The organism is Pseudofrankia sp. EUN1h, from assembly GCF_001854645.1.
Taxonomy (GTDB): domain Bacteria; phylum Actinomycetota; class Actinomycetes; order Frankiales; family Frankiaceae; genus Pseudofrankia; species Pseudofrankia saprophytica.
In genome coordinates this window covers 64,851-85,577 of record NZ_MBLN01000072.1, presented here as the reverse complement: position 1 = coordinate 85,577, position 20,727 = coordinate 64,851, and the positions used below count along the sequence as shown (strand labels likewise).

Sequence of the window (20,727 nt, the reverse complement as noted above, 5' to 3'; positions counted from 1 at the left end):
GGTTGGTCCGGGCGGAGGCGGCCAGGTGCGGCCTCACCTCACCGCAGCCGGGCCGCCCGCGGGACCTCATCTCCTGCTCTATGTCACGCGACTGCCTGCTCGCGGCAGTAGGAGCGGTACGTCGACGACGAACGAAGCAGCGAAGTATGGGAGCCGATGTCGCCGACTCGTCCCCGTTCGACGACCACGATCTGGTCGGCCTTGCGGATGGTGGCGATGCGATGGGCGATGACGAGTGACGTCCTGTCGGCGAGGAGCCGGTCGAGGGCGCCGAGCACGAGACGCTCGCCGGTGGCGTCGAGTGCGCTCGTCGCCTCGTCCAGGACGACGATCGCCGGGTCCTTCAGCATCACCCGGGCGATGGCGAGGCGTTGTCGCTGGCCGCCGGAGAGCGTGACGCCGCGTTCGCCGAGCTCCGTGTGGATTCCGCTGTCCCAGCCTCGGACGAACTCCCAGGCGTTCGCCGCCTCCAGCGCCGAGATGATCTCCTCGTCGGTGGCCGTCGGCCTGGCCATGCGAAGGTTGCGTGCCAGCGAGCCGCTGAGCAGGACGGAGTCCTGGAAGACGACGCCCACGGCGGCGCGCACCGAGGCCTGGGTGACCTCGCGCAGATCGTGGCCGTCGATCGTCACGCGGCCGTCGGTCGGGTCGAAGAACCGAAGCAGCAGCTGGGCGACGGTGGACTTCCCCGCCCCGGACGGGCCGACGAGCGCCGTCGTCTGACCGGGTTCGATGGTCAGGTCGAACTGGTTGAGGACCAGGCGTGACTCCCTTCCCGGGTAGGCGAACGAGACCTGTTCGAAGGCGACGCCGCCGCGGGTGACGGCCAGGGCAGGTGCGTGGGGGCGGTCAGCCACCGCGGGCCGTTCGTGAAGCAGCTCCGCTGTGCGTTCGCTCGCGGTCAGTCCGGCGATGACCTCCGGCAGGGTGGTCATGACCTGCGTGAGCGCGTTCGACCCGCGCAGCCAGAAGCCCCAGACCGCGACCACGTCACCGATCTCGAGCGTGCCTGTCGCCGTGCGCCAGGCACCGATGAACAGGAGCAGGAAGGGCGCGACGAACGCGAGGTGGAAGCCGAGCGGGTCGGCGTAACGGTGCTGGAGCCGCGCGAAGGTCTCCGAGCCGATACGAATCCGTTCGGTTCCCCTGCGGACCTGGTCCAGGGCGTCGTCCTCGGCGTTGAACGCCTTGAGCAGTGCGTTCACGCCGAGCATTTCGGCGAGTGTTCCGGACGTCCTGCCCAGCTCGTCTCTGATGTCGCGGCTGTGGCGGCGAAGCCGCGGAAGGACCAGCAGCGTCCACACGACGGCCACAGCGAGCAGCCCGAGCGCGAGCAGCGCCATCCACAGGTCGACCCACGCGATGAGCCCCACCGAGATGATCAGCAGTGCGACCGCCCACCACAACACCAGGCCCTGCCAGACCGCCAGCTCCAGGCGCTCGGTGTCCTGGTTGATCAGGGCCGCGACGTCGCCGACGCGCGAGCGGTGGAAGAAGTCCATCGACAGTCGCTGCACATGCTCGTACAGGGCGCGCCGCAGGTTGTTGGCCCACCGCGCTGCTCCGCGGCGGGTCCAGGTATGCGCGAGGTAGGCGGCGACAAGGAAGGTCGCGGCGATGGCGATCGCGGCCAACGCGGGTCCCTGCCAGCCCGCGCGGACGAACTGGTGCGGATCACGTTGGATGCGGTTGAGCACGACCCGGAACACGGCAGGGGTGAGACTCTGCGAGACGGCGTCGACGAGGATGAGCAGGTAGCCGCCGACGAGGAGCCCTCCTCCGTCACCGGCGTGCTCGAACAATGTGCGCAGCGCGTGCGGTTCCCGCGCACGGCGGCTAGGTGCCATCGAGGTGTTCGGGGCGCACTGTCACGGCCTGGCACCTTGTTCGAGGAGAATCCGCGATACCCGTTCACGCAGCTCGGAGAGGGCCTCGGCGCCCGTGGTGTCCGTCTCGCGCCGAGCGAGCGAGAACCCCGTGTACATGACGCGGCGTTCCTGGACGAGCGGCGGTGTCGACTCGTGCAGCGTGCAGCTCAGGTGCACCGTGACATCGCCCGGATCGGTCGGGACGGCGACGACGGGCAGGTAGGGCCGGGTTTTGGCGATCTCCACCGGCATCAGCACCCGGTGCGAACCGGCGATGACGCGTAGCTGCCCGTTCGCGTCGCCGCTGGCCGTGACGGCGATGCCCACGACCGTGCTGGAGCACTGGTAGGCGTGCCGGCCGAAGTGGCAGTCGCGGTGGAAGCTCACGTCCGACGCGCCGGCCACGACATCTCGAGGCTTGATGAGCGCTTCCAGTGCACGGCCGTCACCCTGCTTCTGGACGAGATCATCGCTCCCGGCCAGCGTGCGACGCAGCTGGTCCCAGCGGTCGCCGCGCAGAATCGACGCGGTCGTCGGGGACCTGCCGACGAACTCCTGGAGCCGGACGCACAGACGGGTTCCGTCCGCCAGGGTCGCCCACCAGGACCGGCCGTCACCCTCGTGGTAGTCGGGCAGTGCCCGGTCCATGTCGTCTGAGACCGCCCGCATGTCAGCTGGGTCCGCCCAGCCTCGCAGATGGAGAAAACCTGCCTCGCGCAGGAAGTGCGCGACGTCCGCCGGGTCGTCGTCCGGGGTGAAGACGCGACCGAGGTCCAGGGACGCGCCATGGCGGTCAAGGAACTCGATCCCGTCGTCGACGAGCGGCCAGCCCTCGAGCAATGCCAGCCACAGCGAGTCCCAGACCGACACGTCCCGCTCGCTGCCGCCACGATAATGCAGCTCGCGCGCGGTGATCATGGCATTGAACGAACGCTGGTTCTGCACCCAGTCGGAGAACGCGTCCTCGTCGAGCGTCACGACGAGCGCGCCGTCGGCGATGCCCGGCGACACGGCCAGGCTGCCGTCAGCACCGGAAAACGACCAGGACCGGTCGCCGACCTTGATAGCGAGCGGCGGCGCGTCGAACCTCTCGATCCCTTGCGCCACCAGAGCACCGTTACGCGCGACGAGGTCGGGGAACTCGCTCGCGAGAAAGTCCTCCATCTCCATCTTGCGCACGTCGGCGTCGAACCGGGTACGGCGGTCCAGAGGTATTTGCATACGTCTCCCACTCCCCACTGTTCCCACGGATCATGAATTGCCGAATCGTCGCCATCCGCGGCGTCCCCCGCCAGGCATGGCCGGTGTCGCCCGCCAGGACGCCCCCTGTAGATCGCATCCGAGCTCAGGTCGGGAAGATGGGGCACGCCGGAGCACCGGACGCTCTGGAGGGCGGTCACGAGGGGACGTCACATCCGCGCGGGCGCGCGGGGCGGCGCAAGCAAACGGATCAGCACGCGGCCTCCCCCGCGGCCTCCCATCGACGTTCGGTCCGACTGACAGGCGGGGCCCGGCCTGCACACCTGGCACACTGGCCCAGGACCGGAGTTCCACCAAGATAGATGTATCATCTTTGATGTAAGGATGCCATGGATGGATTCGAGCTGTTCCTGTTGGGTCGCAGGCTGATGAAGCTCGGCGAGCAGTCGATCCCGGAGGTCGGCGTCCTGCGCCTGTCCGGCCCCACCCGGGCAGTCGTGTTCGACGTCTTCGAGAACCCCGGCAGCTCCATCTCGGAGATCACCGCCCGCGTCCAGTTCCCGCAGAGCCAGGTCTCGGCGTGCGTGGCGCGGCTACGCGAGGCCGGTGTCGTCGAGACGATCAGCGACCCCGAGGACCGGCGCAGGACTCTGGTCCAGCCCACGGCCGACGCGAGGGAGCGAGCGCGGCATCGTCCCGCCGCAGAGATCGACCAGGCCATCGTCACGGCGATTGGTACCAGCGACCACTCCGAGGTCCAGCGCGTCAAGGACGCGCTGGAGGCCGTCGCGAACCTGCTCCGGAGAGACGATCACGACGGCGCCTCGAACGGGCGGGCGGAACCCTGATGCCTGCCGCCGTACCGTCGCGAACCTCGCGACTCGGAGACCAGCTACCAGCACGGCCGCCCCGGACCTTGCCCCGGCCGCCAGCGCGACGCCGATTTGACTTCGCTATCACGCGCTAGTTTCGGCCGATCGGGGCACCCGGGCCGCGATGACCTCGATCCTCCGCAAGAACACGGCGGTCGCCGGCTATCGGTGGTCGCCGCTMCGCTTCGAGGGGCGACTGGCCGTATGTCGAGTGCTCGACGAGCGGAGTTCACGCGGCCGGCCCTGCTCCGGGCGGATTATTCGGCTGGTACTCGGTCGAAGGCGTGTGATGGCTTGACCGGGTCGAGGTCCACGGCGCCGGCGACTGGCTGCTACCGCCTCGTGCCCGGACCGCCACCGCTTCGAGCGGCCGGGCCGTCACCGTGGTGCGCATCGGAGAAGGTGCTCACAGTCGCAGGAAGTCGCGGCACGCATTCCTCGAGAAGATGGCGCGCCGCAGCAGGTAGGTGGTCTGATCGGCCCATCCGAGCAGGTCGAGGCCGGCCTGGATGTTTCCGGGGGGCCRTTTGATGAGGGTGTCCCGCCTGATCAGCCTGGCGAAGTCGACGGTGACGGGATCCGGGCGYGGCCGGCCGTCGGGGTAGCGGAACACGACGCCTGCGTGGTGCCGCATCAGGTTGATGAGCTCCTGGGCAAGGATTCCGTAGCCGACGGTCGTTGGGTGCACGCCGTCGAGGGAGAACAGGCCGCCGCCGGAGCGTTTCTCGCCGTCGCTGGTGAGGAACGTCGAGTCGGGTGTTGGGTCGAGCGCCGCGAGTTCCGGTGGCAGTGAGTACGGCGTCCACCAGGCGGGGCGGGACCTCGGGTCGTCGATGTAGCGGCGCGACGCCAGGCGGTCCAGGACGCCGGCCGCCTCGAAGACGTACCAGTTCAGCTTTCTCCGCCGCGCCTCCCTGACCTTGGTCACGATCGCGTCGTTGTACTGGTCGATCGCGCTGTCGATCGCGCGGGCCTGCTGCCCGGTGATGTTGGGGTCTTTTCTCGGGTCGAACTCCTGGTCAGTGATCCAGGGGCGGGTGTAGTACGGGAAGTACCGCGAGCCCGGTTCGGCCTTTTTGTCGACGCCGCGGGCGATGGGCGCGATCGTGACGTGCGGGACGGTGCACCAGATGACATGGCGGGCCTTGATCTTGGAGACCGCCTCCGCCACCAGGTCGAGCTCGCGGGCGAAGTGGGTGGGTCGCCATACCGTGAAGTCACGGTTGCGCTCGAGATCGTCGAATCCGTCATCGCTCCAGGCGACGCAGAGCTGGACCACCGCGGGCAGGGCGTTGTTGGCGCCCAGAAAGACGATCAAAGTCTCGATGCCGCCGTCGTCGCCCAGCTCCTGGGCGAGGTCGAAGAGCGTGCTGTCCGGGCGGCTGGGCGACAGGACGCGCAGCGCGGCCCGGTTGCCGTTGTCCTCGACCAGCTGGTCGAGCAGGTTGTCCTTGGGGGCGCCGATGCCCGCGGCGCAGATCTTGGGGGTTCGCTCGAGCGCGTCCCGCAGGTCCCAGCCGTACACCCCGAGGGCATGGTTGATGCCGGTCGCGCCGGGCGTCCTGGCGCCGGCGCCGCGTTCCCAGTAGTCCTCGACCTCGTCGGCGAACTGCCGCGCCCAGAACGCGGCCAGCGGTGCCTCGAACCAGTCGACCTGCCGGCCGAACTTCTCCGCCGCCTTGCGCGCGAACAGCTCGATATTGAACGGGATACCGCCGTAGCCGTCATACGTGGGATATCGGAAATGCCCGGACCAGCCAAGCTCATGGGCGATGACCGCCGAGTAGGACAGGGCCGTGTTGAACACGGCTCCGCTCTGGAAACCGTGGGTCAGCGAGTCGCCGATGGCGACTATCCGATGCTTCGGCTCCGGCTCGCCCGCCGCTGGCGGCGCCACCGAAATCCCCAGCGTGGGGTCGTCTTCCGGCTGCCGGGCCTCTTCCGTGATCAGTACATCCTCCGGCGTATGGGGGTCGCGTTTGCGCCGGGAAACAGAGTTTGCCATGATTCACCGTTCTGCTGGCCTGGACGTGCCTTTCCGCCGTGGATCTGTTCGATCCGCGCGACAGCATCGGCGTGCCCGCCCGGTTTATCGCTCGCGTTTCCTGATGTCGAGATCGCCGATCGAGCCGTCCGCGTACGTCGCTGCAGCGCCGGGTTTGTCGAAAATGTCGCGGCACCGTGCCGGAGCCTGTAGGGCGCATCTGGGCGGTGTCCCTGCCGAAAATGCCATCCGCCCTGGTCAGGCCGGCGCGGCCGTCGAGACCGAGCGTGGCGCGCCAGCGCCACCCCGCACCCCACCGCCGCCTGGGTGACACAGGTTGCCCGCGGCCTCGCGATGGATCTCCACGACGTCAGTTCGGATGCTCGCTATGAACCGCCCCACAGGACTGACCCAATCCCCTGTGCGCGAACACATTTTTCAAGATCGGTGTCTCCTGCCGCCCACCCGGACCAGTTGACAACCCAGGGGCGTCAGTGCCGACCCACTCCTTCATCGCATCGGGGCGGGGATGTGGGTGAGTATCGTCGGCCTGGATGGACATGAACATCTGCCTGTTCGGCGGCCTGCGGGTGTTCAGGGCGGGACAAGCCGTCGACCTTGGACGACCCAAGCAGCGGTTTCTGCTCGGTGTGCTGGTCCTCGAGGCGGGCCGGACTGTGCCGGCGCAACGACTCGCCGAACTGCTCTGGGGACGGGACGGCGACCGCGAGCGGGCCTCGCTGCACGCATATGTCTCCCACCTCCGCCGCGTGCTGGAGCCGCCGCGCGCCGTTGGGGCGGGGCCGTCGGTAGTCGTTCGCCAGCCGCCCGGGTACCGGCTTGTGGCCGAGCGGGCGCAGGTGGACGTCCTGCGATTCGAGGATCTACTGAGTGCCGGCCGCCGGTGCGCAGGGGCGGGCCGGGACGCCGAGGCGCTGGACGCGTTTGAGTCGGTGGCCGCGCTGTGGACCGCACCCCCGCTCCCGGAGTTCGCCGACCGACCGGTCGTCCTTGACGCCGCCACCCGGCTGCGCGGCCTGTTGGGGGTCGCGCTTGAGGGCGCGGCGGAGATTCATCTGCGGACCGGACGCGCCGACGCGGCGGTGTCGCTTCTGGAACCTGCCGTGGCAGAGTTCCCGCTGCGTGAGCGACTGCATAGCCTGCTCGCGCGCGCGTTGTACCGCATGGGCCGGCAGGCCGATGCACTCAGCGTGATCGAGCGCTCTCGCCGTGCGCTGATCGACGCCGTCGGGTTGGCACCGAGTGCGGAACTGCGGGAGCTCCAGCGACGCATCCTCGCCCAGGCAGCCGATCTGGACTGGCAGCCGACGATGGCGACGCCACCCGAACTGACAGCGGGCGCGATTGGAGCCGGCCCGCCGTCCTCGCTGCGATTGGAGCCGCTCCTGGGCCGGGACGGCGAACTCGAACTACTACGGCGTGCGGCGGCCGGCGCCGCCCGGGGGCGCGGCGGCGCGGTCACCGTGAGCGGGCCGCCTGGCATCGGCAAGACCGCTCTCGTCGAGCGGGTGACCGACCTCGTCGCCACCAGCGGCTTTGCCACCGCCTGGGCACGGTGCCCCGAGAACGGCGGCTCGCCGCCGTTCTGGGCGCTGGCGCACCTCGGCCGACAACTCCGCGACGTCGGCGCGCTCCATGTCGACATGCTGGCGGCCGACCCGGCCAGTGCTGGCGACCCCTTCGTCCTGGCCCAGGCCACCGTTGGCGCCCTACGCGGGGCGAACCGGCCGGTCCTGCTCGTCATAGATGACCTGCAGTGGGCCGATCGGGACACCCTGCGCGTGCTCGCGCATCTCATCAGAGAACTGCGCACCACCCGAACCCTCCTGCTGGCGACCACTCGCCTGCCGGAGTCGGCTACCGGCGACGAACTGGGCCGCTGCCTCGCAGAACTCGCCCGGCAGCAGATTGCGGAGGTAACGCTACGCGAGCTTGACCTCACCACAGTGACCGAATGGCTCGCCGTCCGGGCTGGATCCCCGGTACCACCGGCGATAGCCGCCCATGTGCAGTCGCGGACCGGGGGCCTTCCGCTGTTCATCCGAGAGCTCGTCGAGCTTCTCGCTGCCGAGGGCCGCCTCTCCGACCCCGCGTTGCCCGCGGGGTGGGCTGCCGTGCCGTTCGGCGTGAAGTCGATCGTCCGTAGACGCGTCGCGAAATTGCCGACAGCTCGGGCGCAGCGGCTGCTGTCCATCGCGTCGGTGCTCGGGTCGCCGTTCGACCTCGCCGTCGTGGCGGACGTGGCCGAGAGCCCACTCGAGGAAGCGTTGGTCGACCTCGCCGACATCCTGGACGCGGGGCTGGTGGTGCCCGACGACGCCGCCGGCATGTTCAGGTTCTCCCACGTCCTCGTCGCGGAGGCACTCGCGGACGAGGTGAACGTCGCCCGCCGGGCCGGGCTGCACGCCGCGGCCGCCCGGTCGGTGGCCCGACGTCACCCAGGCGACGAGCACGCCGCGCGGGTCGCTGCGCATGCTGTGGCCGGCGCCGCCGCGGGCACAGCTCCGCTTGCCGCGACGGCGGGGCGCCGGGCAGCCCGGCTGGCCCAGGCACGGGCGGCACCTGCCGAGGCGGCCCGGCACTGGGCAAGCGTGGTGGAGATGCTCGAACGCAGCCAGCCCGCGGATGGGACGGCCCGGCTGCGGGCAATGGTCGAACTGGCCCGCGCCCACCAGCAGGCCGGCGAGGTCCGTGCCGCCCAGCAGGCCGTGGTCGCCGCCGTCGAGGTGGCCCGCTCGCTCGGGGACGTCGCGGCCACGGGTACCGCCGTGGCTGTGCTCAACCATCCGAGCATCTACCCCAACCAGCCCTACGGGGTTGTCGACCTCCGGCTCGTCGCGGTGCTGGACGGCGTCCTTGCGGCGCTCCCGGCGGACGACAGCGCAGCGCGGGTGCTCGTTCTCGCGGCTTTGGCGACCGAACTGTCCCACAGCAGCGACACCGAACGCAGAGACCGCGCTACGAACGAGGCGATCGACATCGCGCGGCGCCTCGGCGATCCCGCGGTGCTGGCTGGCGCGTTGCATGCCCGTACCTTCGCGCTGAAGCGGCCTGCCGCGGTGCCGGTCCGCCGGCGGGTCGCGCTCGAACTGCTCGCCCTCGCCGAGCAGGCCGCGCTGGGTGACGATCTCGTCCTCGTCGCCCAGTTGCAGGTGACCCAGGCGGACTTCGCGCTCGGCGACTTCGACGCCGTCCAGGCGCGATTGCCGCGATGTCTCGGATTGGGCGACCGGCCCGTCGGCCAGGCGCTGCGCGGCCAGCTCGCCTTCTTCCGAGCCCTCTTCGAGCTCGCACGGGGACGTTACAGCGAGGCAGTGCGGCACGCCGAGGAGGCGTTCGAGGTGTTCCGCCGCGGCCGCGGCGACGAGGCCGGGTTCTATCGCCTCGCCCAACGCCTGACGATCGGCCATGACCTCGGCGGACTGGATGATGGTCTCATCGACGCGGTACTGGCTGGCGCCGACGTCACCGGCTTCGCGCTCGCCATCCGGCTCTACGTCGCGGTGATCCTGTTCGACCTCGGACGGCCCGACGATGCTGTCCGGCAACTGCCATACCCACAGGGGACGGTGCCGGATCGGCCTCTCGACTACGTCACCGTGTTCATCGACGTAGCCGCCGCCATCGTGGCTGCCGAGACCGGCGACGCCGTCGCTGCCGCCGTCCTGCTCGACCGGATCACGCCGTGGGCCGGCCGGTGGGCGTCGGCCGGCACAGCCGCTGGCTCGCTCGGCCTCGTCGACCTGGCCATCGCCCGGCTGCACGCGACGGTGGGCGACACGGCCCGGGCTCGCCMCGCCTTCGCGGCCGCTGTCGCCGGACACGAGAGGGTGGGCTCACCCGCCTGGCTGGCCCGCTCGCTGCTGCACCAGGGCCGGTTCCTTCGCGCGGCCGGGGACGAAGCCGCGGCCTTGGCCGCATTCACCCGAGCCGCGGCGCTCGCCGACGCGTTCGCGCTGCCGATCGTGGCCCGCCAGATCGTCACCGCGCGGAGCTGAGCAGTCCCGCCTGTCCTCGGGCCGCGCGCCGTCCTCACCGTTGTCAGGCCGGGTAGTCCCTGCCCGTCGTCAGGCCGCGGGCGGTCGCGGTGGACGTCAAGCTTCCGTCAAGGTTCCGTCCCAGCCCGGGCTCACATCCTTGCACCATGCGAACCAATACCCGTCCGGCCGCGTCCACTCCCAACCTCAGCAGCTATCTCCGGGTCCACCAGGCGCTAAGGGCGAGCGCCGCCCGGCTGGCCGCGGCCGCCTCCTCAGCGACGGCGGACGCCGACACCGCCAGGGCGCTCGCCCGCTGGTTCCACGGCTTCGCCGAGGAGATCCGACTCCACCATCACATCGAGGACACCCTGCTGTTCCCGGCCCTGGCGGCCCGCGTCGCAACCTACGGCGACTACGCGCCCGCGCTGGAAAACGACCACGCGGAACTCGATGCGATCCTGAACCAGCTCCGCGCGGCCCTCGTCAGCGGCGACCACGGACGCTCCGCCGCCCTGGCCGAGGACCTGTCAGACCACCTCGACCGTCACCTGGGGTTCGAGGATGACGAGATCGCCCCGCTGTTCGCCCGCCATTTCACTGGCGCCGAGTTCGACGAGCTGAACGCGAAAGCCGTACGGATGACGCCCATGAGGCAGCTTCCGTTCACCGCCCCCTGGCTGTTGTCACACCTCGACGAGGCGGAAAAGGCCGAGCTGCTCGCGTCGGTCCCGCGGGCCATGCACCTGCTGTGGATCCTCACTCGTCGCCGCTACGCCCGGCTCGCCGCGGCCACCTTCACCCCGCGTTGATCCTTTCGCGCTGATCCTTCACGGAACACGACACCGCAGCGAAGACCCCACCGGAGGACATGCAATGACCGCGACCACGATGACCCCCTCTCCGACCCAGCTGGCCGCTGCCCGTGCGCGCAACGAGGCGGTCTGGAGGACGTCGAGCGCGTTGCTCTACGCCGGGCGTATCGACGAGTTCATCGCCTGCTGGCACGACGAGGCCCGCTATGAGGTGGCCTATCCCGTTGGGAGCTTCCCGGCGCTCGTCGAGGGCCGAGCGGCACTGGCGCAGCTGTTCAAGGGTTTCGGCGCCGCCACCGAGCGAATCGACGTGCATGACGTCCGCTTCTACCAGACCGACGACCCCGAGGTGGCCTTCGTCGAGGAGCGTATGGTCGCGGAACTGGTCGGCGGTGGGCGGTATGAGAACAAGCTCGCCATCCGGGTAACCTTCCGCGATGGCCTGCTCGCCCAGATGTTCGAATACTACGGTCAGCGGGCGCACGRGGAACTCCTGCGCCGCCTGGGCCTGACGGCCTGACCGTCGCCCCTTGTGGGCGGCGTCGAGACAGGCGAACTGTGGCGGGGTCGGGGCGCTACGTCAGAGACCGCCACCCTGGCGACTCGCTGGCTTTCAGGAGGTCGGCTTGTACGACGTCCGTGGATTGCGGCGTGAACGGAGGCGCCGTCGCTGCGGCCTCCGCGCCTTCCGGTGGATTCTCCGATGTGTCGCCGGACGGCGGGAGGGCGAGGTGTTCCGGTTCCGTGGATTCTGGCGGGAAGGGTGGTCCTGTCGCTATCTTCCCCTTGTCGGTCGGTGGGTTCTCCGCCAGTTGCTCGTCCACTTCGCGTCGACGCTCTCCCGTCATTGCCACGGCCTGCGTGGGTGAGATGTCGGGGGTTACTTTCGCAGCCGAACCTTCCCCGCTCGGGACGGCCGCTGCGATGACCGCCGCGGCAACGAGTCCGATTTTCTTCAATGCGGGCGTCGAGCCGTCGGCCCGGTCCGAGTTCCCGGCCGGAGTTTCGGTCTCGGTCGGGAGCCCGGTTGTTTCGGGCCCGAACGTGCCGTCGAGACTGGCAGCCTTGTCGTGGGTGCTTGCGGGCAATGCTGCCTCCCCGGCTTCGTGATCGATCGGGGTTGAATGCTCCGCATTGACACCTGAGCCCGGTTCGATGGCCTGCCCCGGTGTATCGGCCTGCGTCGGATTCACGAGTGCCGATTCCACCGGGCTCGGTTCCGCCGGAACCCCGGCAGGTGCCTCGACAAGGTCCGGCAGGGGCTCCGCGGAGCCGTCGAGGGCGCTGGCCTTGGCAAGCGCGCCCTCCAGGGCGGGCGCGCCGGTCTCGACCGCGGCGCTCGACGCCTCCGTGGCGGCCTCCCCAGCGGTCTCCGCGACCGTGCCGACCGCTTCGGCGGCCTTCCCGGCCGCGCCGCCGACCTCCTCGGTAACGGAACTGACCACGTCGGCGACCGCCTTGATGGTCTCGGAGATTCCTTGAACGGGAAGCTCAGACATGCGTGCCCTCCAGAGATCCGGCTTCGACGAGGTTGGCTGCCTGTTTGACGAGGTCGTCCAGGACGGTGCCCGAGCAGGCCTGGTGCATGGCTCGGTCGAGGCAGGCGGCGGTGTGGCCGCCGGTCAGGKCCACGACCGCCTGACACAGTCGGCTGGTCGCCAGGTTCCCCGTGACGACCTGGTCCTGCCCGTCGGCGAACGAGCGGTGGACGAGCATGGCGTCGTGCTGGGCGCCCAGGGTGAGCCCGTCGAGGACGAGCCCGCGGCGGCGCCACAGGTCGGTGTCCGCGTGCGGCGGGGCGTCTCTCCCCAGCTTTCGGCAGCCTTCGACGAGGGCGCGCCGGACGTCGAGCCAGCGGTACATGCCGGCGGTGAACCGGCGGCCGTCGGCCGGTGCGAGCGGCGTCCCGTCGAGCTGGGCGAGCAGGAGCGCGAGCAGCCGATCGGCAAGGTCGTCGGGGTCTACCGCCCCGGCCAGCTGGGTGTTCCGGGCGGCGATCGCGCGCTCCACGCAGTAGTCGAGCGCGCAGCGCCGGATCTCCGGATCGGCCTCGCTCAGCAGGCCGGCCAGGGCCGGCCGGAGAAGTGGCGGCGGTGCCCCGCGCAGGTCTCCCAGGCCGGTGACGAGGTGCATCGTCACGGCCTCGACCCAGACCACCAGGAGGGGTTCACGGGCCAGCCGGTCGGCGACGACCATGTGAACCAGCCGGCAGGGGCTGGCGGCGCAGGTCGGCGGGCACAGGCGCGATCGCGGCCCGGCCAGCGGAACTCCGTCGTAGGACGCCAGCCGCGGCGACTCCCGATTCCCACCTGGGGTCATCCGGACGAGCAGCGGCCGGTCCATGCCGTCGACGGTGACCGCGGCGACGCCCGGGGGCAGCGCGACGACGAGTTCGGACTGCTCCTCGGTGAGGTTCATCGTCGCGCCCACGACCTGCCGGTCGTCGGCGGCCGGCAGGCGGTGCATCACCTTCAGCGCGGTGTTCTTGACGACGTCGGGCAGGATCTTCGCCGGGATCTGCTCCACGACGATGACGCCCTCGCCGTAGGCGCGGATCTCGGCGAGCAGGGCGGCGAACATCTCCACCGCCGCCGCGGCCGGGCCGTCGGCGACGTTGCGCAGCAGCCGGTGCGCCTCCTCGACGACGAGCAGGTGCCGTAGCCCGTCGGCGCCCCCGCGGCCATGGCGAACCCGAAGGTGCTCGACGATCCGGATCAGCACGGCGCCGAGCAGGAACGCCTTGTCCTGGTCGTTGGTGATGTCCTCCAGCTCGAACACCACGTTGCGGGTCAGCAGCGCGCCGATGTCGATCGGATGCCCGCCCTCGAAGAACCGCCCCGGGGTGCCCTCGCGCAGGCTGCCGATCCGCACGTCGACGAACCCGCGGACGTCGGCGGTCACCTCCGCCCCGTAGCCGATGTTCTGGATCACCGTGCTGGCGGTGCGCTGAAGGTCGCCCAGCGTCGGGTATCGCCGCCGGGTCGGCACGTCCGGGTCGGCGTCCGGCCCGCGGCGCCACAGCTTGGGTCTCGTCGGTGGTTCGGGCCGGTCCAGGACGAGGTTCCAGCCGTGCTCGCTGTAGCAGGCGGTCAGTGCGCGGGCCAGTACCTGTGGAAACGGCTCGTGGGCCTCGAACGCGGCGAGGAACAGCGCTCGGACCAGGTCGAGGTGGCTCTGCAACGGGAAACCCGGCTCGGGTTCGAGCGGGTTCAACGATGGCGGGCGGACGCCGGTCAGCCCTGGCCGGATGACGACGACCTCGCCGTGACCGGCGAGCCGGCCGGCCATCCGGGCGTACTCGGCCTTCGCCGGTTCGAGCACCAGCCAGGGGATCGGCTCCGGCGCGAGACTCACCGACTCCAGCAGCGAGCGCACGGTCTGCGACTTGCCCGCGCCCGTGGCGCCGCAGACGAAGGCATGCCGGTTCAGCGTCGCCCGGGACACCATCAGCGGCCCGCTCGGCGCCCAGCCGGCGTCCAGCACGTCACCCAGCAGCACCGGCGTCCCGCCGCCGGGTTCGGCGCTCCTGGTGGGTCCCCCGTTCTCTTCGGGGGTCACGTCGAACGTGTGGGGCAGGACCAGGTTGATGCCCGGGAGTTCCCGGCGGGGCAGCCGAGCGATCGCCATGACGAGTTCCGCGCTCGCGGCGAAGGGGGCACGCGGGCCATCGTCGTCGACCGCCCCGGTGTCAGCTCGCGGGCCGTGGGCCGGACCGGACCGGACGCCTTCCGCGGCGGTGGGGCCGGTGGCGAACGACCAGGACGGGGCGCTGGCGACCGGTCCGCACGGGGCGAGGGCGTAGGGCAGGCCGTCCAGGTCACTCGATCCGCACATCAGCGCGGCGACCATCCGGGCCGAGGCCGCGGACGTGGCGCCGACCTGGATGTCCACGTCCCACATGCCGACTGAGTGGGCCCGGCTCAGTTCCCGGTACCGCGACTCGGCACGTTCGAGGTCCACCTTCGCCGAGGCCAGGTTCTCCCGCTGCCGCAGCAGCGGGATCCGCGCGGTCAGGTGGGCCAGCTCGAGGTCGACGTCCGTCGCCGGCCGAGGCTGGGCCACCACCAGCCACGCGTACGCCGTGTCGAGGTGGGCCGCGTAGTCGTCGAAGCCTCCCCGGCGTACGGGGTTGGTTCCCCGCGCCTCGGGCGCCCAGAGTGCCTCGGGGCGCCCGGCGCACCGCAGCCAGCAGGGGAAGGCGTCCAGATCCGCGGCGACGTCCAGCGTGCTGACCGRCCGAGCGAGACTGCCCGGCGGGTAGAGGACCCGGCGCGGGCCGTCGCCGTCCTGGCCCGCGACCGCCTCCTGAACGTCGGCCGGCGGGAAGAACGGCCGCCCGCCGAGCAGGAACCGCATCCGGCGCTCACCCCGCGGTCGGATCCAGCCGACCATGATCGCGGGCGAGGCGGCACCGCTGGCCGCGCCCGCGGTCTCGCCGGGGCCGGCACGGCTGGTCAGCTCGGCGTGCGCGCCGATGAGCGCGGCGAAGACCTGGGCGCCGGCCAGCTCGGTGTCCGCGGAGCCCGCGCGCGGCCTGGGCACCGACACGACCTGGAAGAGCTCGAACCCGTCGAACACCTAACCCCCCGGCTCGGTGACCTGACGACCGCGGGACACCCGATATCCGTGATCCCCGGTGCGGGCCCGTTCGGAGACGGCCGCCGGACGCGCCGACCGTGGGACCGCGGACGTGTTGCGCAGGGACGCCAGACCGGGGTTGCAGTCGCCGGATCGGGTCAGGCGGTTGCCTTCCACCGTGTCGATCAGGAAGAACGCGGTCCCGGGCAGGCTCTGGATCCGGGTTGGCTCGACGGCGAACTCGTAGACGCGCTGGACGGTCGCGCCGTGGCTGACGCTGTCCGCCACAGCGAGGTTGTGGGTGGTCTGCCAGCTGCGCGACCAGTTGTGCGACGACGACTCGGTGCCCGCCGCGTGGGTGTACGACCAGCCCTCCTGTCCGCCGACGCTCTCGGCGGACCCCTTGGTCAGTGAGCGGCCGACCTGCACCGTGAGCTGTGAGAACACGAACTTGTAACCACGTCCGATGAACCGCGCGGCGGCCTCGGCMTCCCGCGCGTTGCCGAGCTGCATGACGACGGTGGCGCTGCCCGGCGAACCGATCAGCTTCTCGACCTCGTCGTCCAGGCCGTGGTGGAGGTAGACCAGCCGTGCCTTCGCCCGGGTCGCATAGCGGGCGAGCTCGCGCAGCGCCGCGCGGCCGAGATGGTCCACCCCGGCAACGACGAGGACCATTCCCGTCGGAGTCGGCCGCCGTTGCCGGAGATGGTGCAGAACGACCTGAAAGGTGACCCGGTCGGTAAGGTCCTTCCCGGCGCTCGACGTCATCCGCGCCGAGGTCTCCACGATCCGCAGGCCTGGCCCCGGTGACCACCAGTGGTCACCGTCGGGCGTCGTCGTCTCCGCCTCGTTCTCGGCCGTGACCGGCCCGATCGGCGGGCCGGCAAGTAGCTGCACCGAGGCGCGGACGTGTCGCACCTCGTCCCGCGCCCGGTCGCTGCGGGTGAACCGGTCCATCGCCGCGACGAGGCCGGTGATCTCCTCGGTGGTGAGCAGGGCCGCGATGCCCTCGTCGTCGGCGCTCTCGAGAACGCGCAACCCGGCGGCGATGCGCGGGAAGGTGAATGATCCGCCCAGCCGGTCGACTACCGTCCGCACGATGTCTGCGTCCAGGGTGCGCATCGCCGGGTCCGCGCCTTCGCCGCGGACCGAGTGCACCGCCTCGGCCAGCAGGTCCGCCACCTCGTCCGCGCCGAGCGCGTCAAGCGACATCAGCCGCGGCAGGTCCGCGGGCAGCTCCCAGCGGCGAACCTGATGGTCCTCCTGCGCCGCCAGGTCGGCCAGCCCGTGCGCGACACCCCACTCGCTCAGGTCGAGCACGACGATGCCAGCGCCGCCCGCCAGCGCCGATGACCCGAACGTGGCCAGTAGGCTCGCCCAGCCGGCCTCCGTGCCACCCACCACGTCGAGCCGCTCGCAGGGCGAACGCAACAGGATCGGATCGAACAGCGTCGCCGCCGCACGTCGTCGGCGCTCGGCCTCCTCGTGACCGTCGAACGCCTTCTTCCACTTCGCCCACGTGTTCCGGTACGACACCTGCGCGTTGAAGACCTCGACCCGCCATTTCTCCCGCCGCGCTTCGAGCTTGGATTTCAGGCGCCTCTCGATCCAGGAAAACCGCACGAGGCAAAGAAGACCGAAAGGGGCGATCATGAGTAGGAATTCGGCGGCGAGAACAGGGTAGCTGTAGCCTTGGTCTTCTATCTCGGACTTGCGCCAGCTCGGCACCAGAAACGTTATGGTCACACCGACGAGGGCCAGGGCGGCGAACGCGGCGAGGATGCCGGTCAGAAAGCCGAACAGCCCGAACACCCCGAGGGCGACATCACGCTTCTTCAGCTGCGCGCGCACCTCTTTCTCGTTGAACGACGGCTCCACGAGCCTGGGTTCACGGCCGCGGTGCGGGTTAGGCCTGCGGCCAGGATCCAGGTAGGCCCAGCCCAGCCGCCAGGAGGGACTGGAAACGAAGAGTGCGCGGGCTAGCTCGGGAGTCGGAACCTCAGGACCAACCGTCATCCAACCCCCACGACGTCGTCGACCCGCTCGCAATCGGCCGCAACCACATCAATTGTCCCCCGAAAAAGAGCGGCGCGGGGCCCGCATGGCGCATGTGGTCCAGTCATCCACGCGACACTTCGAGAGGGGTTGGGTGGCGCTGTTGCACAGGCCGATGTCGTGGTCCATCTGGGTGCTCGAGGCATGATCGAGTGGTGTCTCGAGGCCGCGCTCGTCCGTCGGTGCCGGTGTCGGAGTTCGCCGGGTACCGGTTCCCGGCCGAGGTGATCGTTCTCGGCGTGCGCTGGTATCTGCGGTTCACGCTGTCAGATCGGGACGTCGAGGAGCTGCTGGCCGAGCGCGGCATCGAGGTCGATCACGTCACGATCTGCCGGTGGGTCCGCCGGTTCACGCCGCTGCTGGTCGACGCCGCCAGGCCGTGTCGCCACAGCCCTGGTGCCAGGTGGTTCGCCGAAGAAACGTATGTCAAGATCACGGGTCGGTCGTGCTTCCTGTACCGGGCGATCGACCAGTTCGGGCAGGTCATCGACGTGCCGGCATCCGAGAAACGGGACCTGGCCGCCGCGCGCCGGTTCTTCGCCCGGGCTTTGTCGCACGGTCGCCGCCCAGTGGAGGTGACCACCGACCGGGCCCCGGCCTACCCGCAGGTCCTGGACGAGCAGCTGCCCGCCGCGCCCCATCTCGACGTCCGGTATGCGAACAACAAGGTCGAAGCTGATCACGGCCGGCTGAAAGCCCGGCTGCGGCCGATGCACGGGCTCAAACGCCTGCGCTCCGCCAGACGGTCAGCACCGGACACGCCCTGATCCAGAACATCCGCCGCGGCCACTACGAACTCGCCACCGACGCCGAGCCACAGCTGCGGCTATCGCTCGCGTTCACTGAACTCGCCGCGATGGTCTGATCCTCGCGCCTGTCAGGGCCTTCGCGCGCCCCCGGCCCTCCGAATGCAACAGGCCCACCGCGTTCCGTTGGGTCCCGGGCATGACGTGGGCGCAGGTGTTCATGATCAGCTGGATTGTCGAGTAGCCGAGCAGCTCCATCACGGTGCGGGCTGGAACGCCTTCGGTGAAACCGGTAGGCGGCAATGTTCTGATCCAACCGTGGTCGGCTCGGCGCCGGTTGCTCTGCCCTGGGCTTGGCGGTTTTTCCTGAGCGAAATGTGGGTGGCGTCTGCCAGGTACGGAGCGCGGCTAGCGTGGTCCGCCTGACTGTGAGGACCACGCCTCGGCAAGGAGCACGATGACTACCACCGCCGATGCGATCGGCACCGCGCCGCACCCGCTCGAGCCGCTCAGCGGTGACGAGGTGCGCGCGGCAACCGCGATCCTGACGACCTCCGACCTGTTCGTCGAGGGCTCCCGGTTCGCCTACGTCGAGCTCGCCGAGCCGCCGAAGGCTCAGGTCGTCGCCTGGACGGCCGGAACGCCGTGGGACCGGCAGGCCGCGATGGTGCTGCGCAACCCGAAGACGCGGACCACCTACGAGGCCGTCGTCTCGCTCACCCGCGGCCATGTTGTCTCCTGGCGCGCTGTCGACGGGATGCAGGCGCCGATGATGACCGAGGAGTTCATGGCCTGCGAGGCGGTCGTGCGCGCGGACCCGCGCTGGCGGGAGGCAGTTCGCAAGCGTGGGGTCACCGACTTCGAACTCTGCATGATCGACCCGTGGGCCAGCGGCTACACCGGACCCGAGGACGACCCGGCTCTGCGCCGCATCATCCGCCCGCTCACCTTCGTCCGCTCGTCCCAGTTCGACAACGGCTACGCGCGCCCGGTCGAGGGACTGATCGTCACGGTCGACCTCGACACGATGGAGGTCGTCGAGGTCGCTGACCATGGCGTCGTCCCACTGCCGCCGCTGGGCGGCAACTACGAGCCCGACCTCATGGTCCAGGCGGGCAACGTCACGGGTTTCACCGAGCAACGTCCGCCGATGAAGCCGATCGAGATCATCCAGCCGGACGGGCCGAGCTTCACGGTCGGGGGTCACTACGTCGAGTGGGCGAACTGGCGGCTGCGGATCGGTTTCACGCCCCGCGAGGGTCTGGTGCTGCACGACGTCTGCTATGTCGACAGAGGTGAGGTACGTCCCGTTCTGTACCGGGCCTCGCTGGCCGAGATGTACGTCCCGTATGGCGACCCGGCGCCGACGCATTGGAACAAGAACGTGTTCGACGAGGGCGAGTACGGCCTGGGCTGGCTGGCGAACTCGCTCACCCTCGGCTGCGACTGCCTCGGCGAGATCTTCTACTTCGATGGCGTCGTCAATGACCAGGACGGCCAGCCGGTCACGATCGACAACGCGGTCTGCATGCACGAGGAGGACGCGTCGGTCGGCTGGAAGCACACCGACTTCCGCACCCTGCGCGGCGAGGTCCGCCGCAACCGCCGCCTCGTCGTCTCCTTTTACGCCACCGTCGGCAACTACGAGTACGGCTTCTACTGGAATCTCTATCTCGACGGCTCGATCGAGCTGGAAATCAAGCTGACGGGAATCCTCTCGACCGGTGCCTGCGAGGTCGGTGCGACGCCGGAGTACGGCACCCTGATCGCGCCCGGGCTGCACGCGCCGAACCACGAGCACTACTTCAGCATTCGGTTGGACATGCGGGTCGACGGCGACCGGAACACCGTCTACGAGGTCGACTCGGTCTCGGCCGGCCCGATGAGCCCCGCGAACCCCCACGGCAACGCCTGGCGGACGGTGAAGACTCCGATTACCTCCGAGGCCATGAGCGGCAGGGACGGCAACCCGCTGAACGGCCGCGCGTGGCTGATCGCCAGTGCGGACCGGACGTCCAAGCTGGGCGCCCCGACGGCGTACAAGCTCGAGCCCGGCGCCTACACCGCGCCGCTGTGGGTCGACGGTTCCCAGCAGGCCCAGCGTGGCGGCTTCGCGACGAAGCAGTTGTGGGTGACCGCGTATGACCCGGCTGAGCGCTACGCCTGCGGCGACTACGTCGCCCAGAACATCAGCGGCGACGGCGTGGCCAGGTACGTCCAGGCCGACCGTCCGCTGGCGGACACGGACGTCGTCCTCTGGTACACGGCCGGCGCCCACCACGTCGTCCGACCGGAGGACTGGCCGGTCATGCCGGTCACGAAGATCGGCTTCCACCTGAAGCCGTTCGGTTTCTTCGACGGCAACCCGATGCTCGACGTCCCGCCCGAGCCCGCCGCCTGCCACACCGGCTGCGCCCACTGCGCCGCCGGCGGCGAGTGCAACTGCCACTGAACGTAGAAATGACAGCCGACCGCGGCCACCGGCGCGGTCACGGACAGCGTGCAGGCCTCGAGCACGGCCAGGCCAGCGCGGCAGAGATCGTCGTCGAGCGGGCCGGCCGGTATCAGCTGGCGGGGCGCTGTTGCACGGGCTGGTGCAGTGGTCCACTTC

The 20,727-nt window shown here is 70.2% G+C and carries 11 protein-coding genes and 1 pseudogene; 6 read left to right on the top strand and 6 right to left on the bottom strand.

Going from position 1 to position 20,727, the window contains the following annotated elements; translation table 11 throughout:
* Positions 1-83: 83 nt before the first annotated feature.
* Both BCD49_RS28095 and BCD49_RS28090 read right to left on the bottom strand, forming a co-directional pair.
* Positions 84-1,847: an ABC transporter ATP-binding protein gene (locus BCD49_RS28095; RefSeq protein WP_007513272.1), complete on the bottom strand. Its 1,764-nt coding sequence runs from the start codon at positions 1,845-1,847 to the stop codon at positions 84-86.
* A gap of 21 nt (positions 1,848-1,868) precedes the next feature.
* Complete coding sequence (locus tag BCD49_RS28090; protein ID WP_007513273.1) at positions 1,869-3,089, bottom strand: phytanoyl-CoA dioxygenase family protein; 1,221 nt, start codon at positions 3,087-3,089, stop codon at positions 1,869-1,871.
* A 368-nt stretch (positions 3,090-3,457) separates the two neighbouring features.
* Here BCD49_RS28090 and BCD49_RS28085 point away from each other — a divergent pair, with 368 nt between their 5' ends.
* Entirely contained in the window at positions 3,458-3,916 is a 459-nt protein-coding gene (locus BCD49_RS28085; RefSeq protein ID WP_007513274.1) for a helix-turn-helix domain-containing protein, read from the top strand.
* 430 nt (positions 3,917-4,346) lie between these two features.
* Here BCD49_RS28085 and BCD49_RS28080 read toward each other — a convergent pair whose 3' ends face one another.
* The gene (locus BCD49_RS28080; RefSeq protein ID WP_071042087.1) at positions 4,347-5,945 is read right to left on the bottom strand and encodes a hypothetical protein; all 1,599 of its coding nucleotides are present in this window, start codon (positions 5,943-5,945) and stop codon (positions 4,347-4,349) included.
* Between the two features lie 539 nt (positions 5,946-6,484).
* Here BCD49_RS28080 and BCD49_RS28075 point away from each other — a divergent pair.
* From BCD49_RS28075 to BCD49_RS28065, 3 genes are all read left to right on the top strand, one after another.
* Complete coding sequence (locus BCD49_RS28075) at positions 6,485-9,943, top strand: BTAD domain-containing putative transcriptional regulator (protein WP_071042086.1); 3,459 nt, start codon at positions 6,485-6,487, stop codon at positions 9,941-9,943.
* A 146-nt stretch (positions 9,944-10,089) separates the two neighbouring features.
* Positions 10,090-10,734, top strand: a complete 645-nt coding sequence (locus tag BCD49_RS28070; RefSeq protein ID WP_007513277.1) for a hemerythrin domain-containing protein — start codon at positions 10,090-10,092, stop codon at positions 10,732-10,734.
* 64 nt (positions 10,735-10,798) lie between these two features.
* Entirely contained in the window at positions 10,799-11,257 is a 459-nt protein-coding gene (locus tag BCD49_RS28065) for a nuclear transport factor 2 family protein (protein ID WP_071042085.1), read from the top strand.
* 55 nt (positions 11,258-11,312) lie between these two features.
* On the opposite strand, the gene BCD49_RS28060 is transcribed toward BCD49_RS28065, so the two are convergent.
* The 3 genes from BCD49_RS28060 to BCD49_RS28050 are packed head-to-tail and all read right to left on the bottom strand — an operon-like array spanning position 11,313 to position 17,166.
* Positions 11,313-12,236: a hypothetical protein gene (locus BCD49_RS28060; RefSeq protein ID WP_007513279.1), complete on the bottom strand. Its 924-nt coding sequence runs from the start codon at positions 12,234-12,236 to the stop codon at positions 11,313-11,315.
* Positions 12,229-15,315 carry an ATP-binding protein gene (locus tag BCD49_RS28055; RefSeq protein WP_071042084.1) on the bottom strand — a complete coding sequence of 1,029 codons (3,087 nt, stop codon included), beginning with the start codon at positions 15,313-15,315 and terminating at the stop codon, positions 12,229-12,231. The genes BCD49_RS28060 and BCD49_RS28055 overlap by 8 nt, the downstream gene beginning before the upstream one ends.
* Positions 15,316-17,166, bottom strand: coding sequence for a hypothetical protein (locus BCD49_RS28050; RefSeq protein ID WP_131803581.1), 1,851 nt, complete (start codon positions 17,164-17,166; stop codon positions 15,316-15,318). It abuts the gene before it with no gap.
* A gap of 392 nt (positions 17,167-17,558) precedes the next feature.
* Here BCD49_RS28050 and BCD49_RS28045 point away from each other — a divergent pair.
* Both BCD49_RS28045 and BCD49_RS28040 read left to right on the top strand, forming a co-directional pair.
* A pseudogene (locus tag BCD49_RS28045) lies at positions 17,559-18,235 on the top strand (IS6 family transposase).
* 338 nt (positions 18,236-18,573) lie between these two features.
* Positions 18,574-20,568, top strand: coding sequence for a primary-amine oxidase (locus BCD49_RS28040; protein ID WP_007513287.1), 1,995 nt, complete (start codon positions 18,574-18,576; stop codon positions 20,566-20,568).
* The last annotated feature ends 159 nt before the right edge of the window (positions 20,569-20,727 follow it).

Excerpts from the sequence above, each read along its gene's own strand:
- BCD49_RS28070 (WP_007513277.1), top strand. The coding sequence starts at position 10,090 with ATGCGAACCAATACCCGTCCGGCCGCGTCCACTCCCAACCTCAGCAGC.
- BCD49_RS28095 (WP_007513272.1), bottom strand. The coding sequence starts at position 1,847 with ATGGCACCTAGCCGCCGTGCGCGGGAACCGCACGCGCTGCGCACATTG.
- BCD49_RS28085 (WP_007513274.1), top strand. The coding sequence starts at position 3,458 with ATGGATGGATTCGAGCTGTTCCTGTTGGGTCGCAGGCTGATGAAGCTC.
- BCD49_RS28040 (WP_007513287.1), top strand. The coding sequence starts at position 18,574 with ATGACTACCACCGCCGATGCGATCGGCACCGCGCCGCACCCGCTCGAG.
- BCD49_RS28090 (WP_007513273.1), bottom strand. The coding sequence starts at position 3,089 with ATGCAAATACCTCTGGACCGCCGTACCCGGTTCGACGCCGACGTGCGC.
- BCD49_RS28060 (WP_007513279.1), bottom strand. The coding sequence starts at position 12,236 with ATGTCTGAGCTTCCCGTTCAAGGAATCTCCGAGACCATCAAGGCGGTC.